This is a genomic window from Streptomyces sp. NPDC046759 (assembly GCF_040645475.1).
In the GTDB taxonomy this organism is placed as follows: domain Bacteria; phylum Actinomycetota; class Actinomycetes; order Streptomycetales; family Streptomycetaceae; genus Streptomyces.
In genome coordinates, this window is sequence record NZ_JBEYYJ010000007.1 from 122,417 (window position 1) to 138,468 (window position 16,052).

The window sequence follows — 16,052 nt, forward strand, 5'->3', positions numbered from 1 at the left end:
CGGGCGCTGACTCGGGCAATACCAGCGGGTACTCTCAACGCGATATGAGCACCGAGAACCTTCCCCAGAGCCCCGAGTCGCCCTCGCGCAAGCCGCGCGTGGCCATCGTGTTCGGCGGACGCAGCTCCGAACACGGGATCTCCATGGTCACCGCGGGCGCGGTCCTGAGCGCCATCGACCGGACCAAGTACGACGTGCTGCCGATCGGCATCACGCGGGAGGGCCGTTGGGTGCTCACCGCCGACGAGCCGGAGCGGATGGCCATCACCGACCGGCGCACCCCCGAGGTCGAGGACCTCGCGGAGTCGCACGAGGGCGGCGTGGTGCTCCCCGTCGACCCCGCCAACCGCGAGGTCGTCTACAGCGAGCCCGGCTCGGTGCCCAAGGCGCTCGGCGAGGTCGACGTGGTCTTCCCGGTGCTCCACGGCCCGTACGGCGAGGACGGCACCCTCCAGGGCCTCCTGGAGCTGTCCGGGGTGCCGTACGTGGGCGCCGGCGTGCTCGCCTCGGCCGTCGGCCAGGACAAGGAGTACATGAAGCGGATCTTCACCTCCTTCGGGCTGAAGGTCGGCCCGTACGTGGTGATCCGGCCGCGCGAGTGGGCGCAGGACGAGTCCGCCGCCCGCAAGAAGATCGTCGACTTCGCGGGCGAGCACGGCTGGCCGCTGTTCGTGAAGCCCGCGCGTGCGGGTTCGTCGATCGGCATCACCAAGGTCGACGACCTGTCCGGCCTGGACGAGGCGATCGCCACCGCCCAGGCGCACGACCCGAAGATCCTGGTCGAGGCCGCCGTCCGGGGCCGTGAGATCGAGTGCGGGGTGCTGGAGTTCGAGGACGGGCCGCGCGCCTCCGTGCCGGCCGAGATCCCGCCGCCGGACGCACACGCGTACTACGACTTCGAGGCCAAGTACATCGACTCCACGCCCGGTGTCGTCCCGGCGCCGCTCACCGAGGAGCAGACCGCCGAGGTCCAGCGGCTCGCGGTGCAGGCGTTCGAGGCGGTCTCCTGCGAGGGCCTGGTCCGCGCGGACTTCTTCCTCACCGAGGAGGGCGAGTTCGTGATCAACGAGGTCAACACCCTGCCCGGCTTCACGCCGATCTCGATGTACCCGCAGATGTGGCAGGCCGGCGGCGTCAGCTACCCCGAGCTGATCGACCGCCTGGTGCAGGCCGCACTGCGCCGTTCGACCGGGCTCCGCTGAGCCGCGCGCCCGTCTCCCGGGCGCCCCTCTCCCGCACTTTCATCGCATGGAGGCGATCCCCTCGGGGATCGCCTTCTTGACGGAGGGCGCGAGATCCGTGAGCACCGCCGTGCCCTCCTCCTGCGCGGACATTCCCTTGGGCAGGCCGATCTGCACATAGGCCACGCGCCCGGCGGTGGTGAACCGCCAGGTGCCGTCGCCCTGCTTCTCCATCAGCCAGTCGACGCCGTTGACCCCGCCCGCGACGGCGTCCGGGTCGTCGCCCCTGGCCACCTTGGGGTCGATCATCTTCGGCGGCCGTACGACACCGCAGCGCAGTATGATCGCCGGGTTTCCCCAGCCCGCCGTGTAGGCGGACCGGGGCTCGGGGTCGTTGCGGCCACGCCCGTCGAGCTTCCGCGGCAGCGCCCGGTGCAGATCCCGGCACACCTTCGCCGATCTCGCGTCGGGGCTGGGAACCGCCACCGTGGCGCTGTCGTCTGCCGAGGAGCAGCCCGCGACCGCGATCAGCAGGGCGGGCGCGAGCAGGCCGAGGGGCCGGTGACGGAAGATGTTCACCGGGCAAGGGTAGACGGGGGCTACAGATGCACGACCGGACAGGTCAGGGTGCGCGTGATGCCGTCCACTTGCTGGACCTTGGCGACCACCATGCGGCCGAGGTCGTCGACCGTGTCGGCCTGGGCGCGCACGATGACGTCGTACGGTCCCGTCACGTCCTCGGCCTGGATCACTCCAGGGATCTTGGTGATCGTCTCGGCGACGGTCGACGCTTTGCCGACCTCCGTCTGGATCAGGATGTACGCCTGTACCACGGAACCTCCAGGGCGGCCACGAGGATCATGTGGGGAAAAGGAACGCCACGGTATCGCGTCGCCGCTCCCCGCGGGGAGACCTGCGGGAACCGGGCTTGCGCGCCAGGGTGCAGGCACGACGGAAGTTGACGGTCGCGTCGACCGTCCCGACGGTCACCCGGACCGTATCGACAGTCACCTAGACGGTATCGGGGACACTGATGACGCGCGACTGGGCACGACTAGGGAGAGAAGGGGAGCAAGGGAAATGAAGGGCACTGTTGGTGAGCTCGGGGAGTTCGGGCTCATCAGGGAGCTCACCTCCCGTCTCACCACCACTCCGGCGGTCCGGATCGGCCCCGGCGACGACGCCGCGGTGGTCGCCGCGCCCGACCGGCGGGTGGTGGCGAGCACCGACATCCTGCTGGAGGGGCGGCACTTCCGCCGCGACTGGTCCACGGCGTACGACGTCGGCCGCAAGGCCGCCGCGCAGAACCTCGCGGACATCGCCGCGATGGGCGCCGTGCCGACCGCTCTGCTGCTCGGTCTGGTCGTCCCCGCGGAACTCCCGGTGACCTGGCCGAGCGAGCTCATGGACGGGCTGCGCGACGAGTGCCAGGTCGCGGGCGCCTCCGTGGTCGGCGGGGACGTCGTGCGCGGTGACACCATCATGGTGTCGATCACCGCGCTCGGCGATCTGCGCAACCAGGAGCCCGTCACGCGCGCCGGTGCCCAGCCCGGTGACCTGGTGGCCGTCACGGGCTGGCTGGGCTGGTCCGCGGCCGGTTACGCGGTCCTGTCACGCGGCTTCCGCTCCCCGCGCGCCTTCGTGGAGGCCCACCGGCGCCCCGAGCCGCCGTACCACGCGGGTCCGGCCGCCGCCGCCCTGGGCGCGACCGCGATGTGCGACGTGAGCGACGGTCTGATCGCCGACCTCGGGCACATCGCCGAGGCGAGCAAGGTCCGCATCGACGTCCGTTCCGGCGCGATCGACATCCCCTCGCAGATGAACGACATCGGTCAGGCCGTCGGCGTCGACCCGCTGCAGTGGGTGCTGACCGGGGGAGAGGACCACGCGATCGTCGCGACCTTCCCGCCGGACACCAAGCTCCCGGCCCGCTGGAAGGTCATCGGCGAGGTCCTCAACCCCTCCGCGCTGCCCCAGGTGACCGTCGACGGGGCGCCCTGGACCAGCAAGGGCGGCTGGGACCACTTCGGGGACATCGAGTCATGAGCCTGCCCAGGGTGCTGACGGTGGCCGGCTCGGACTCCGGCGGCGGCGCCGGCGTCCAGGCCGACCTGAAGACCATGCTCGCGCTCGGCGTGCACGGGATGAGCGTGATCACGGCGGTGACCGCGCAGAACTCGCTGGGCGTCCAGGGCGCCTGGGAACTGCCCGTGGAGGCGGTCCGGGCCCAGTACCGCAGCGTCGTCGACGACATCGGTGTCCAGGCCGTGAAGACGGGCATGCTGGCCTCCGCGGAACTGGTCGGGACGGTCGCCGAGTTGATCTCCGGCACGGACGCGCCGGCCGTGGTGGACCCCGTGGGCGTCTCCAAGCACGGCGACCCGCTGCTGGCCGCCTCGGCACTGGACTCCGTACGGACGAAGCTGCTGCCGGTGGCCGCCGTGGCCACCCCGAATCTCGACGAGGTGGCCCAACTCACGGGGGTGCGGGTCCACTCCGAGGAGGATCTGCGCCGGGCCGCGGACGCCGTGCTGGAGTTCGGGCCGCGGTGGGTGCTGATCAAGGGCGGCCATCTGGCCGGGGCCGCGGACGCCGTGGACCTGCTGACCGACGGCTCGGCGGAGCACTGGCTGCGGGCCCCGCGTCACGACAACCGGCACACCCACGGCACGGGCTGCACGCTGGCCTCCGCGATCGCGTCGGGGCTGGCGAAGGGGCTGGGCGTGCCGGAGGCGGTCCAGGAGGCCAAGGCGTACGTCACGGGCGCGATCGCCGCCGGTTTCGTGCTGGGCGCGGGCATCGGCCCCGTGGATCACGGGTGGCGCTTCCGCGCCTGATGCGCCTCGGGGTCTCGGGTTCTGGGGTACGGCAAAAAGCCGGCCCACCCTGAGGTGGACCGGCTCAGTGCAGCGAACCAGCAGTGGCCGCGCGCTCAGCTGTTGGCGTCAGCGCGAGACCTTGCCGGCCTTGATGCACGAGGTGCAAGCGTTCACGCGCTTCGGCGTCCCGCCGACCACGGTACGCACACGCTGGATGTTCGGGTTCCAGCGGCGGGACGTACGGCGGTGCGAAAACGAGATGTTGTTGCCGAAGCCCGGCCCCTTGCCGCAGACGTCGCAGTTGGCAGCCACGGGTCACTCCAAAGACTTCAGATGCACTTACGGTTGATCCCGGCAGGCCGGGATCGAGGTCCTAAGACCTGAGATCTTGAGTGGCGTTGCCAGGGGGAATGGCCCGATCAGGATCGGGCAACCGGAGCAGCATACAACGGCTGCGCCCGTTCAACGAAATTACCATGGCAGCTCAGGGCCCCGCTCCGGCCCTCTTCCGGCGGACACCGCCACGGGGTCTACGCTGCGTCCCACGTACGGCCGGCTCAGGGAGGCGCAGGTGGCGCAGGTGCCGCAGACATTCTTCGATGCTCTCGCGGTGCGCACCTGGTGCGGTCTGGCGCTCGGAGCGCTGGGACGCGCACGGGAGGAGATCGACGCGATCAACGTCTATCCCGTGGCCGACGGCGACACCGGTACGAACCTCTACCTCACCCTGGAATCGGCGGCGACGGCCGTGGAGGCGGTGTTCGCCGGGTACGAGACGGGCGCGGAGAAGCCCTCTCTGGCGGACGCGGTGCACGCGATGGCCCACGGGGCCCTCATCGGCGCCCGCGGCAACTCCGGGACGATCCTGGCGCAGCTGGTGCGGGGCATGTCGCAGGTGCTGGCCGGCACCGGCGGTGAGACGCCCCACACGGACGGCGCGGGGCTGCGGCTGGCGCTGCGGCGGGCCGCCGACTCCGCCCGGCAGGCCGTCGCCCACCCGGTCGAGGGCACGGTGCTGACGGTCGCCTCGGCCGCCGCCGAGGCCGCCGAGGAGACCGAGGGCGACTGCGGGACGGTCGCGCGGGCCGCCTACGAGGGCGCGCGGACGGCCCTGGCGGCCACTCCGGGCCAGCTGCCCGCGCTCGGCAGGGCCGGGGTCGTCGACGCCGGCGGACGGGGCCTGGTGACGGTGCTGGGGGCGCTGGTGGAGGTGTTCACCGGGGAGGCGGTGCGGGAGACGCCCGCGGCACGGGAGGCTCCGGCGCCGCGGGAGGCCTCACAGGCCGCTCCCGGCGTCCACGCGCGCGTGGAGGACATGTGGGGCGCCGACCTCTGCGCCGACCCGGCCGACACCGGCGGGCCCGCCTACGAGGTGATCTACCTCCTGGAGGCCGGCGACGCGGCCGTGGCCCGGCTCCGGGAACGTCTCGACGCCCTCGGCGACTCCCTGGTCGTGGTCGGCGGCGACGGGCTGTGGAACGTCCACGTGCACGTCGACGACGCGGGCGCCGCCGTGGAGGCGGGCGTGGAGGCAGGGCGGCCGTACCGGATCCGGATCACCCACTTCGGGCTCGGGGACGTGCACACCGGCGGCGAGCGGCCCCCGCGCGAGCGCGCCCAGCGCGCCGTCGTCGCCGTCGTACCGGGCGAGGGCCTGGCCGGGCTGTACACCGAGGCGGGCGCCACGACCGTCCTCGCGCGCCCCGGGGAGCCGCCCGCCAGCGGCGAGCTGGTGCAGGCCGTACGGCGGGCCCACGCGCGCGAGGTCGTGCTGCTCCCCAACGACGCCGAGCTGCGTCACCCGGCCGCCGCGGCCGCCGAGCAGGCCCGCACCCAGGGCATCCGGGTGGCCCTGATCCCGACCCGCTCGGCGGTCCAGGGCATCGCCGCGCTGGCCGTGCACGAGCCGCAGCGCCGGTTCGACGAGGACGTGGTCCAGATGACCGCGGCGGCGGGCGCCACCCGGTACGCCGAGGTCGTCGTCGCCGAACGGCAGTCCTGGACGACGGCCGGCATCTGCCAGGCCGGGGACGTGCTCGGGCTGATCGACGGCGACGTGGCGGTGATCGGCAGCGATGTCACCGCCACCGCCGCGACCGTTCTGGACCGCATGCTCCAGGCCGGCGGCGAGCTGGTCACCCTCGTCGTCGGCGACGACGCCCCGCAGGCCGTCGCCGAGCACCTGGAGGCCCGTGTGCGGGAGTCCTACCTCGCCGTGGACACGGTGGTGTACCGCGGCGGCCGGCAGGGGACCCTGCTGCTCATCGGCGTGGAGTGACGAGCCGGCCGGGGGAGCGAGCGGCGGCGCCCGGGCGGCGGTGAGCGGGCCGGCCCGGGCTCAGGACCGCGGCTCGTCGAGCAGCTCGGCCGCCTCCGCCCGCCGGGCCCGTGCGGTCCCGTCCTCGTCGCCGGCATCCGCGTAGGCCGCGAGGACGGCACGCGCGCGTGCCGCCGCCCGAGCGGGCCGGCCCAGGCCGGCCTCCAGCCGGCCCGCGGCCAGTTCGGCGCCGGTGCGGTCGTGCAGCCCGTCCGCGCCCAGCGAGCCGAACAGCGCGGCCGCCCGGTCCATCTGGACCAGCGCCGCCTCGAACGCCGCCCGGAACGCGCCGTCCCCGTCCTCCCCGGCTTCCCCGGCTTCCCCGTCCTCCCCGGCTTCTTCAGCCTCCCCGGCTTCTTCAGCCTCCCCGGCTTCTTCGGCCGCCGATCGTGCCAGCAGGTCCCCGAACTGGCGGTGCGTGTGTGCGAGTTCCTCCCCGAGCTGTGCCCGGAGAACCGGGTCGGCCACTGCCTCCAGTGCCCGCTCGCACTCCCGCACCGCCTCCGCCATCAGCTCCCGGGCGCCCTCCGCCCCGCCCTCCCCGCGCAGCTCCAGCCAGCCGCGGGCGCGCAGCGAGCGCACCAGGAAGGCCGGGTTGCCCAGCGCGCGCCACAGGTCGCCGGCGCGCCTGTAGGCCTGGTCAGCCTCCTGCAGCAGGCCGGCCCGGCTCAGGGACTCGGCGGCGAGATGGGCGAGCGTGGCATGGTCCTCCTGCTCGGGCCAGCGCCGGGCGATCTCGGCCGCCCCCAGCCGGCGCTCGGCGGCCGCCCGGTGGTCGCCCAGCTCGCTCAGACAGTCGCCGAGCCACCACTGCGTCTGTACGACGGCCCCGTCGCCGTGCGTCCCGGCGGACAGGTCGGCCAGCGCCGACTCCAGCACCTCGGCGGCCTCGGCGAACCGCCCCTGCCGCAGCAGGAGCCCGCCCAGCTGCTGCCGCGCCCAGGCGCCCAGGGTGGCGCCCTCACCCGCCTCGTCGGCCCGGTGCGCGGCCTCCAAGGCGTGCTCGGTGGCCTCGGCGACCTCACCACGGCCGCCGAGGACCTCCGCGAGCTGCAGATGCAGCTGGGCCCGCCCGACCGGCTCCACGTACGGCCCGCCGTGCTCCAGGGCGGACCGCAGCGCCCGCTCGGCCCCCGCCGGGTCACCGGTCTGCTGGGCCAGCGCCGCGACCTGCACCTCGTACTCCACGGCGAACCACGGCAGCCCCGCGCCCACGTAGTCGGCGGCCGCCCGCCGGAGGAGCTCCGCGGCCCGGCCCGCGTCCCCGCGCAGCCCGGCCAGCTCGGCGAGCATCGCCCGCGCCTCCGCGGCCCGGGCGGCCAGCCGCACGTCGTCCGTGCCCCGCCCGGCGACCAGCGCCAGCACCTCACGCACGGCCTGCTCGGTCCGAGTGAACGTCTCCGGGGCGACCGTCTCCCCAGATCCCTCGTGCAGTCGCCGCATCAGGATCCGCGCCCGGCTCATCACCACCGACGCCGCCTGCCGTACGCCGGTGGCCTCCTCGGCATAGAGGGCGAGCGCTTCGTCGTACAGGCCGGTGACCGTCTCCAGGGCCGCGGCGACCTCGCCCGCCAGGGCGCGGACGTACGCGCCACGCGCGCGTGCCGCCAGGGCCTCGCCGGGATCGCCCGCCTCCGCGTACAGCGCCGCCGCCCGCTCGAACAGCTCGATGCCCTCGGGGCCGCGGGCCATCGCCTCGTGGTCGGCGATCTCGGCGCGGTCGCGCGGCTCCAGCTCGGTGTCCTGGGCGGCCCGCGCGACCGCCGCCCAGGCCTCCAGGGCGTACGGCTGCAGCGTCTCCGAGAGCCGCCGCGCCTCGGCGAGCAGGGCCGCCAGGTCCGGCGCGTCCTCGTGCGCGCGCGGCGCCGGGGGCGCGGCCGCCTGGACCGACGGCGTGCGGACCGTACGCACGCCCAGCGGGAGGCGGTCCACCAGTGGCCGCTGGGCCATACGCGCGCGTGCCCGGTCGCCGACGTGCGACGTGCCGTTGCGCAGGTCGAACCGCTCGGCCAGGCCCAGCGCCTCGGCTCGCGCGTGGGCCGCGAGTTCCCCGGCCGTCCAGGCACGCCCGGCCGGTCCCGGCACCCGCTGCCCGGCGAGCCCCAGCTCGGCCAGCCGGTCCATCAGCAGCGCCACCACGGCCATGAAGTCCAGCCGGCTGCGCGGATGCCCGGTGTCGGTGAAGTACGCCGGCCGCTCGGCGAGCAGCTCCAGGGCGCGCGCCTCGTTGCCGGTCAGCACGCAGAACTCCACATGGTCGGCGTACGCGCCGCGCATGCTCTCCATGGGCCGCACCAGCCGGAAGCCGCGCAGATGGTTCGCTCGGGCCGCGTCGAGCCGGCCCAGCCGCAGCAGCGGCGCCAGCGAGGAGGCCAGCACGGTGTGCGGTTCGTGCGCGCAGGCGAACTCACCCTCCAGCACCGGCCGCCAGAGGCCGATCGCCTCCTCGTCCCGGCCGCGTTCGACCTGCCAGGTGCCCTGCACGTGCAGTTCGCACGCGGGGCAGTCGGCCATCTGGTCCCGGTCCGCCGCCAGCCACGCGGCGTACGCCCGCTCCGCACGCGTGACGTCACCGATGTGCGCGGCCACGCTGAACTCGGCGCTCCGCACGGCGCGCTGGGAGTATCCGGCGAGCCGGTAGCGGTGCTCCATCTCGCCGAGCCACTTCTCGACCGAGGCGAGCGGGATGTGCGGCTGGTCCAGCATGCCCGCCGACATCCACTTGAACACCCAGTGCAGCGAGTGCGCCTCGTACTCGTCGAAGTCCTCGGGCCGTTCGTCCCACATGCGCAGCAGCCGCGCGAACGGGACGAACATCTTGTCCTTCTCGGAGCTGTAGTTGTAGACCTTCAGCTGGTGCCCGAGCGCCTCGACGACCGCCAGCGGGATGCCGAGGCCCTCCGCCTCGGCCAGCAGCTGCTCCGCGCGCGCGTTGCGGGCCGGGCCCTCCGGCTCCTCGGAGTTCTCCGCCATCGCCCGGCGCAGCGCGTGGAAGTCCGTGATCCCGCTCATCGTCCGTCACGCTCCCCGTGGGTCGCCCACTCCAGCAGGCCGATGAACGCCCGGTTCAGCAGCGCCGAGTCCGCCGGTCTGAGCGGGCGCTGCGCCATCAGCAGGGCCTGCCCGTACAGCGACTCGGTGGCGGTGCCGATCAGTTCCGGGTCCCTCAGTGAACCGATGCGCCGCACCAGCGGGTTGAGATGGTTGAGCACCAGACGCGCGCGTGGGGCGCTGCCGCGCAGCGAGCCCAGGATCCCCGCCCAGAGGTCGTCGGACTGCTCCTCGGCCGCCGCCCGCGCCTGCTCGTGCCGGGCCGCCCGGTCGTCCAGGTGCAGCGCGGGCACCGACAGCGGGTGGAAAGCCCGGAGCACGACATCGCAGCCCAGGGGGTCGAGTTTCGCGCGCGCGGCCGCCAGGAAGCCGGACAGGCCCAGCTCCTCGCCCGGGTCGACGGCGTCCAGGTGCGCGGTGACGGTGTCGGCGTCCAGCTCGGCGACCACCGTCCCCGGCCGCACCGACGGCAGGGCCTCGACCAGGTCGCTGTCGTACGTGTAGCCGCCGTTGACCACGCCGACACCCTGCGCGGAGGCGATCGGCGCGACCTGCCGGTACTCCTCGACGGTCCGCGTGAAGTGCACCACCGGGTGCCGCTGCGCGAACTCCTCAAGGGACAGCTGCCCGTCGGTCGTCTCGAACGGCAGCCAGGGCAGCATCGTGCGCAGCATGTCGCGGTCGTGCCGGGCCAGGGACTTCACTCCCAGGTGGTGCACGGCGAGGAAGGCCGTCAGCCGCTCCGGATCACCGGCGGCGAGCCCCGTGAGCCACGAGCGGATCCGCTCGCCGAGCGCCTCCCGCACGGCGGCCAGCGTCTCGTCCTCGTACAGCGACTCCCGGGAGGCCGTCGGCCGCAGGCTGTCCGTGTCCAGCACACAGCGCACGAAGAACGCCCAGTCGGGGAGCAGCTGTTCGGCCCGCTCGGTGAGCAGCATGCCCTTCAGATGCACCCGGTGGGTCGCCCGCTGGGCGGGGCTCACGGCCGACGGCAGCACGTACGCCACCCCGCGGATCCCGGCCAGCGGCACGTTCAGCTCGATCGAGTCCAGCGGCGCGAACCCGAACAGCTCGTGACAGTGCCGGGCCAGCGCCACCCTTCTGCTCGACGGGCTCGGATACGGCCGGTCCCAGGGCGCGGGCAGATCCGTGACCGGCTCCTCGCCGACCCGGACGTCGTAGGGCAGCAGCGCGCCGAAGTCCCGGGCCAGGGCCAGGACCCGCTCGGGCGCCAGCCACTCGGCCGCCCCGGGACGCGCGGTCAGGTGGACGGTCGTACCGGGCTCGGGCCGTGCGGAGTCGGGCAGGGTCCGCACGGTGTACGAGCCGTCGTCGCGCGCCGTCCACTCCACCGGTGGCGCGCCGGGCGTACGGGCGCTGCGGCTGACCACCCGGATCCGCTCGGCGACCACGAAGCAGGCGAGCAGCCCGATGCCGAACTGGCCGAGGAAGTCGGAGCGGGCCTCCTGCAGCCCCTCGGCCCGTTTGGAGCTGCGCCCGATGGTGGCCAGCAGGTCGTGCACGTCGGCCTCGGTGAGCCCGATCCCGCTGTCCTCCACGCGCAGGCCGCCGTCCGCCGGGTGCAGCCGGACCAGTGCGGGGGCGCCCGGCTCGGCCGCGCGCCGCGCGGTGACGGCGTCCACCGCGTTCTGCAGCAGCTCGCGCAGGTAGACCTTGGGGCTGGAGTAGAGGTGATGGGAGAGCAGGTCCACCAGACCGCGCAGGTCGACCTGAAACATGTGAGGTGGGTGAGGTGGTCGTGATGCCTGGGATGACTGTGAGGTCTGGGAGTCCATCGTCACTGCGCCGGAGGGGGAGAGCGTGCGGCGCGGGGTCGGGCGGTCCCGGCGGGGCGGTGACCGCGAAGGATGGCCGGAGCGCGTCATCCTAGAGCCGAAAAGGCCCACCTGACCAGGGGTTTCCGGATTCGTCCGGCAGGGCGTCGCGAATCCGCAGGGCAACGCCCCGGGCGAATCCGCAGGGCAGCGCTACGGCATTGTCGGTGCCGTGGTGTGCAATGGATCTCGTGCCCGCACTGGAAGAACCACTGAAACAGCCACTGAAGTCAGTGCTCGGCCCCGCCACCGCGAAGGTGATGGCCGAGCACCTCGGCCTGCACACCGTCGGCGACCTCCTCCACCACTACCCCCGCAGATACGAGGAGCGCGGTCAGCTCACCCACCTCGCCGACCTCCCCATGGACGAGCACGTCACGGTGGTCGCCCAGGTCGCCGACGCCCGCCTGCACACGTTCGCCTCCGCCAGGGCCCCGCGGGGAAAGGGCCAGCGCCTGGAGGTCACGATCACCGACGGCAGCGGCCGGCTGCAGCTGGTCTTCTTCGGCAACGGCGTCCACAAGCCCCACAAGGAACTGCTGCCGGGCACCCGCGCGATGTTCGCCGGCAAGGTCTCGCTCTTCAACCGCCGTCTCCAACTCGCCCACCCCGCCTACGAGTTGCTGCGCGGCGACAGCGAGGAGACGGTGGAGAGCTGGGCCGGCGCGCTGATCCCCCTCTACCCGGCCACGGCCAAGCTGGAGTCCTGGAAGATCGGCAAGGCGGTCCAGACGGTGCTGCCCACGGCCCGGGAAGCCCTCGACCCGCTCCCGCCCTCCCTGCGCGAGGGCCGCGGCCTGCTGCCGCTCCCCGAGGCCCTCCTGAAGATCCACCGGCCGCACAGCAAGGCGGACATCGCCGACGCCCGCGCCCGCCTGAAGTGGGACGAGGCCTTCGTCCTCCAGGTCGCGCTCGCCCGCCGCCGCCACGCGGACGCCCAGCTCCCGGCCGTCCCCCGCACACCCCGCCCCGACGGCCTCGTCACGGCCTTCGACGACCGCCTGCCCTTCACCCTCACCGAGGGCCAGCAGAAGGTCTCCCGGGAGATCTTCGACGACATCGCCACGGACCACCCGATGCACCGCCTCCTCCAGGGGGAGGTCGGCTCCGGGAAGACCCTGGTGGCGCTGCGCGCCATGCTCGCCGTGGTCGACGCGGGCGGCCAGGCGGCCATGCTCGCGCCCACCGAGGTCCTCGCCCAGCAGCACCACCGCTCGATCACCGAGATGATGGGCGAGCTGGCCAGTTGGGGGCTGTGGCGCGATGCGCCTCCGCAGAAGGGCGGCGGCGGGCGACGGGACGGAGGCACCGAGCACGCCACCAAGGTCGTCCTGCTCACCGGCTCCATGGGCGCCGCCGCCCGCCGCCAGGCCCTGCTCGACCTGGTCACCGGCGAGGCCGGCATCGTCATCGGCACACACGCCCTGATCGAGGACAAGGTCCAGTTCCACGACCTCGGCCTGGTCGTCGTCGACGAGCAGCACCGCTTCGGCGTCGAACAGCGCGACGCCCTGCGCGGCAAGGGCCGGCAGCCCCCCCACCTCCTCGTCATGACGGCCACCCCGATCCCGCGCACGGTCGCCATGACGGTCTTCGGCGACCTGGAGACCTCCGTCCTCGACCAGCTCCCGGCCGGCCGCTCCCCGATCGCGAGCCATGTGGTCCCGGCCGCCGACAAGCCCCACTTCCTCACCCGCGCCTGGGAGCGGGTCCGCGAGGAGGTGGCGAACGGTCACCAGGCGTACGTCGTGTGCCCCCGGATCGGGGACGACATCGACGAGGCGGCCGACCCGAAGAAGGCCGGCGGGAAGAAGTCCCCCGAGGACGAGGCGGAGAAGCGCCCGCCGCTCGCGGTCCTGGACGTGGCCGACCAGCTGGCCGGGGGCCCCCTGCACGGTCTGAAGGTCGAGGTCCTGCACGGCCGTATGCACCCCGACGACAAGGACGCGGTGATGCGCCGCTTCGCGGCCGGCGAGACCGACGTCCTGGTCGCCACCACGGTCATCGAGGTCGGCGTGAACGTCCCCAACGCCACGGCGATGGTCATCATGGACGCCGACCGCTTCGGTGTCTCCCAGCTCCACCAGCTGCGCGGCCGCGTCGGCCGTGGCTCGGCCCCCGGCCTGTGCCTCCTGGTCACCGAGATGCCCGAGGCGAGCGCGGCCCGCCAGCGCCTGAACGCGGTCGCCTCCACCCTCGACGGCTTCGAACTCTCCCGCATCGACCTCGAACAGCGCCGTGAGGGCGACGTCCTCGGCCAGGCCCAGTCCGGCGTCCGTTCCTCCTTGCGCGTCCTCGCGGTCATCGAGGACGAGGAGGTCATCGCGGAGGCGAGGGAGGAGGCGACGGCGGTGGTGACCGCGGATCCCGAGCTGCGGGACCTTCCGGGCCTGCGGACAGCACTGGACGCCCTGCTGGACGAGGAGAGGGAGCAGTACCTGGAGAAGGGGTGAGGCGGCAGCGTTCCCGAGGGGCGCGGGGCCGTACGGACCATGCGGCTACCGCCGTGCGGGCGCGACCAGCCACAATGAACGCAAAGCCGCCCACGGAGAAGGACCCCACATGACCCGCGTGATCGCCGGCCGGGCCGGCGGACGGCGCCTCTCGGTACCCCCCGGCACCGGAACCCGGCCCACCTCGGACCGTGCGCGCGAGGGCCTCTTCTCCACCTGGCAGTCACTGTTGGGCGGCCCCCTCGACGGCGAACGGGTCCTCGACCTCTACGCCGGCTCGGGAGCCGTGGGACTCGAGGCCCTCTCCCGCGGCGCGAGCCACACCCTCCTCGTCGAGGCCGACGCCCGCGCGGCGAGGACCGTCCGCGAGAACGTGAGGAACCTGGGCCTGCCCGGCGCCGAGGTCAGAGCGGGCAAAGCGGAACAGATCATCAAGGCGCCGGCCCCGCAGGAGCCGTACGACCTCGTCTTCCTCGACCCCCCGTACGCCGTCACGGACGACGATCTTCGCGAGATTCTGCTCACACTCCACTCGGAAGGCTGGCTCGCTGAGCAAGCGCTCGTCACCGTGGAGCGCAGCACCAGAGGCGGTGAATTCCGGTGGCCGGACGGCTTCGAGGCCATCCGGTCCCGCCGCTACGGCGAGGGAACGTTTTGGTACGGTCGCGCCGCCTCTACGTGCGAAGACGCACGATGACCGGACCGGAGAGCGAGGGATCACAAGTGCGCCGCGCCGTCTGTCCCGGGTCGTTCGACCCGATCACCAACGGACATCTCGACATCATCGCCCGAGCCTCCCGTCTGTACGACGAGGTCTACGTCGCGGTGATGATCAACAAGTCCAAGAAGGGCCTGTTCGAGATCGAGGAGCGGATCGAGCTGATCCGCGAGGTCACCGCCGACTACGCCAACGTCCGGGTCGAGGCGTTCCACGGCCTCCTCGTCGACTTCTGCAAGCAGCGTGACATCCCCGCCATCGTCAAGGGCCTGCGTGCCGTCAGCGATTTCGACTACGAACTGCAGATGGCCCAGATGAACATCGGGCTCACCGGCGTCGAAACGCTCTTCGTGCCCACCAACCCCACCTACAGCTTCCTGTCCTCCTCGCTGGTCAAGGAGGTCGCCGCATGGGGCGGAGACGTCTCCCACCTGGTGCCGGCACCCGTGCTGGAGGCCCTGAACGAGCGCCTGCGCAAGGACTGATGGGACTACAGTCGTCCCGTCCGTCTCCATCCCGGCTGTAGAGAGTGGCGAGCACAGGTGGACGTGCAGAAGAAGCTCGACGAGATCGTCTCCACGGTCTCCGGCGCCCGGTCCATGCCCATGTCGGCCTCGTGCGTGGTCAACCGCGCCGAGCTGCTCGCGCTGCTCGAAGAGGTGCGCCAGGCTCTGCCCGGCTCCCTCGCGCAGGCGCAGGAGCTGATCGGTGACCGCGAGCAGATGGTCGAGCAGGCCCGCATGGAGGCCGAGCGGATCATCGGCAACGCCCACGCCGAGCGCGGCTCGCTGATCTCCGACACCGAGGTCGCCCGCCGCTCCCAGGCCGAGGCCGACCGGATCCTGGCCGAGGCCCGCAAGGAGGCCGAGGAGATCCGCGCCGAGGCCGACGACTACGTGGACTCCAAGCTCGCCAACTTCGAGGTCGTCCTCACCAAGACCCTCGGCTCGGTCGGCCGCGGCCGCGAGAAGCTGCTCGGCACCGGTCCCGGTCTGGACGAGAACGGCTACGAGGACGAGGACGCACCCGAGCGCAGCCACGACCCGGAGACCCTGCGCCACAACGCCGACCAGTACGTCGACGCCAAGCTGGGTGCCTTCGAGGCGGTCCTCGCCAAGACCCTGGAGGCCGTCGGCCGCGGCCGGCAGAAGCTGCACGGCCGGATCGCCACGGACGACCTCGGTGCCCTCGCCGACGACACCACGACCTTCCAGCACTCCAGCGACGCCGACTACCTCGCCGACCTCGCCGCGCTCGCCGAGCAGGACGCCCCCGCCGAGCGCGTGGACCGGTCCGCCCAGGCGAAGCCGCAGCAGCCGTCGTACGAGCCGCAGCCCGCGTATGCGTACGAGCAGCAGCAGCCGGACCCCTACGGGAGCTTCCCCCAGCAGCCCGACTACGGCCAGGACCCCTACGGCTACCAGCAGGCCGACCCCTACGCCGCCGCCTACCAGGGCTCCTACGACCCCCAGCAGGCCGCCTACGACCCGCACCAGGCCCAGCAGCACCAGCAGCACCAGCAGCAGGGCTACGCGCTGGACGAGACCAGCCTCTTCGACACCGGCATGATCAGCGCGGAGCAGCTGCGGGCCTACGAGCAGGGGCGCGGTCTGCAGTGACGTCCCGGATTGGGCCCTGAGCGAAAGGTCCAGTATCCTGGCTCTTCGGTCGCGTGTAC

At 73.0% G+C, this 16,052-nt stretch carries 13 protein-coding genes; 8 read left to right on the forward strand and 5 right to left on the reverse strand.

The genetic code is table 11. From position 1 onward, the window contains the following. Positions 1-44: 44 nt before the first annotated feature. On the forward strand, positions 45-1,202 hold the full coding sequence (locus ABZ919_RS12155; protein ID WP_361246046.1) for a D-alanine--D-alanine ligase family protein: 1,158 nt from the start codon (positions 45-47) through the stop codon (positions 1,200-1,202). 39 nt (positions 1,203-1,241) lie between these two features. Here ABZ919_RS12155 and ABZ919_RS12160 read toward each other — a convergent pair whose 3' ends face one another. Next, the gene (locus ABZ919_RS12160) at positions 1,242-1,760 is read right to left on the reverse strand and encodes a DUF3515 domain-containing protein (RefSeq protein WP_361246048.1); all 519 of its coding nucleotides are present in this window, start codon (positions 1,758-1,760) and stop codon (positions 1,242-1,244) included. Positions 1,761-1,780: 20 nt separating this feature from the next. Continuing rightward, positions 1,781-2,014, reverse strand: coding sequence for an Lrp/AsnC ligand binding domain-containing protein (locus ABZ919_RS12165; protein ID WP_031138109.1), 234 nt, complete (start codon positions 2,012-2,014; stop codon positions 1,781-1,783). A 247-nt stretch (positions 2,015-2,261) separates the two neighbouring features. On the opposite strand from ABZ919_RS12165, the gene ABZ919_RS12170 reads away from it, so the two are divergent. Together ABZ919_RS12170 and thiD are read left to right on the forward strand one after the other, a co-directional pair. Next, positions 2,262-3,227 carry a thiamine-phosphate kinase gene (locus ABZ919_RS12170; protein ID WP_361246050.1) on the forward strand — a complete coding sequence of 322 codons (966 nt, stop codon included), beginning with the start codon at positions 2,262-2,264 and terminating at the stop codon, positions 3,225-3,227. Next, positions 3,224-4,018 carry a bifunctional hydroxymethylpyrimidine kinase/phosphomethylpyrimidine kinase gene (gene thiD / locus ABZ919_RS12175; RefSeq protein ID WP_361246053.1) on the forward strand — a complete coding sequence of 265 codons (795 nt, stop codon included), beginning with the start codon at positions 3,224-3,226 and terminating at the stop codon, positions 4,016-4,018. The genes ABZ919_RS12170 and thiD overlap by 4 nt, the downstream gene beginning before the upstream one ends. Before the next feature lie 108 nt (positions 4,019-4,126). Here thiD and rpmB read toward each other — a convergent pair whose 3' ends face one another. Continuing rightward, positions 4,127-4,312, reverse strand: coding sequence for a 50S ribosomal protein L28 (gene rpmB, locus ABZ919_RS12180; protein ID WP_009190838.1), 186 nt, complete (start codon positions 4,310-4,312; stop codon positions 4,127-4,129). Positions 4,313-4,571: 259 nt separating this feature from the next. Between rpmB and ABZ919_RS12185 the strand changes: the two genes are divergently transcribed. Continuing rightward, entirely contained in the window at positions 4,572-6,278 is a 1,707-nt protein-coding gene (locus ABZ919_RS12185; RefSeq protein ID WP_361246056.1) for a DAK2 domain-containing protein, read from the forward strand. Positions 6,279-6,338: 60 nt separating this feature from the next. On the opposite strand, the gene ABZ919_RS12190 is transcribed toward ABZ919_RS12185, so the two are convergent. Continuing rightward, entirely contained in the window at positions 6,339-9,329 is a 2,991-nt protein-coding gene (locus ABZ919_RS12190) for a tetratricopeptide repeat protein (protein WP_361246058.1), read from the reverse strand. Continuing rightward, the gene (locus ABZ919_RS12195) at positions 9,326-11,164 is read right to left on the reverse strand and encodes an HSP90 family protein (protein ID WP_361246061.1); all 1,839 of its coding nucleotides are present in this window, start codon (positions 11,162-11,164) and stop codon (positions 9,326-9,328) included. Before ABZ919_RS12195 ends, ABZ919_RS12190 begins: the two co-directional genes overlap by 4 nt. Positions 11,165-11,385: 221 nt before the next feature. Here ABZ919_RS12195 and recG point away from each other — a divergent pair, with 221 nt between their 5' ends. The 4 genes from recG (at position 11,386) to ABZ919_RS12215 (ending at position 15,993) form a co-directional block, all read left to right on the forward strand. Then, positions 11,386-13,656 carry an ATP-dependent DNA helicase RecG gene (gene recG / locus ABZ919_RS12200; RefSeq protein ID WP_361246064.1) on the forward strand — a complete coding sequence of 757 codons (2,271 nt, stop codon included), beginning with the start codon at positions 11,386-11,388 and terminating at the stop codon, positions 13,654-13,656. Between the two features lie 109 nt (positions 13,657-13,765). Then, complete coding sequence (gene rsmD, locus ABZ919_RS12205) at positions 13,766-14,353, forward strand: 16S rRNA (guanine(966)-N(2))-methyltransferase RsmD (protein WP_361246067.1); 588 nt, start codon at positions 13,766-13,768, stop codon at positions 14,351-14,353. Positions 14,354-14,379: 26 nt separating this feature from the next. Continuing rightward, on the forward strand, positions 14,380-14,859 hold the full coding sequence (gene coaD / locus ABZ919_RS12210; protein ID WP_361246424.1) for a pantetheine-phosphate adenylyltransferase: 480 nt from the start codon (positions 14,380-14,382) through the stop codon (positions 14,857-14,859). A 57-nt stretch (positions 14,860-14,916) separates the two neighbouring features. Beyond that, the gene (locus tag ABZ919_RS12215; protein ID WP_361246070.1) at positions 14,917-15,993 is read left to right on the forward strand and encodes a cell division initiation protein; all 1,077 of its coding nucleotides are present in this window, start codon (positions 14,917-14,919) and stop codon (positions 15,991-15,993) included. Positions 15,994-16,052 lie beyond the last annotated feature (59 nt).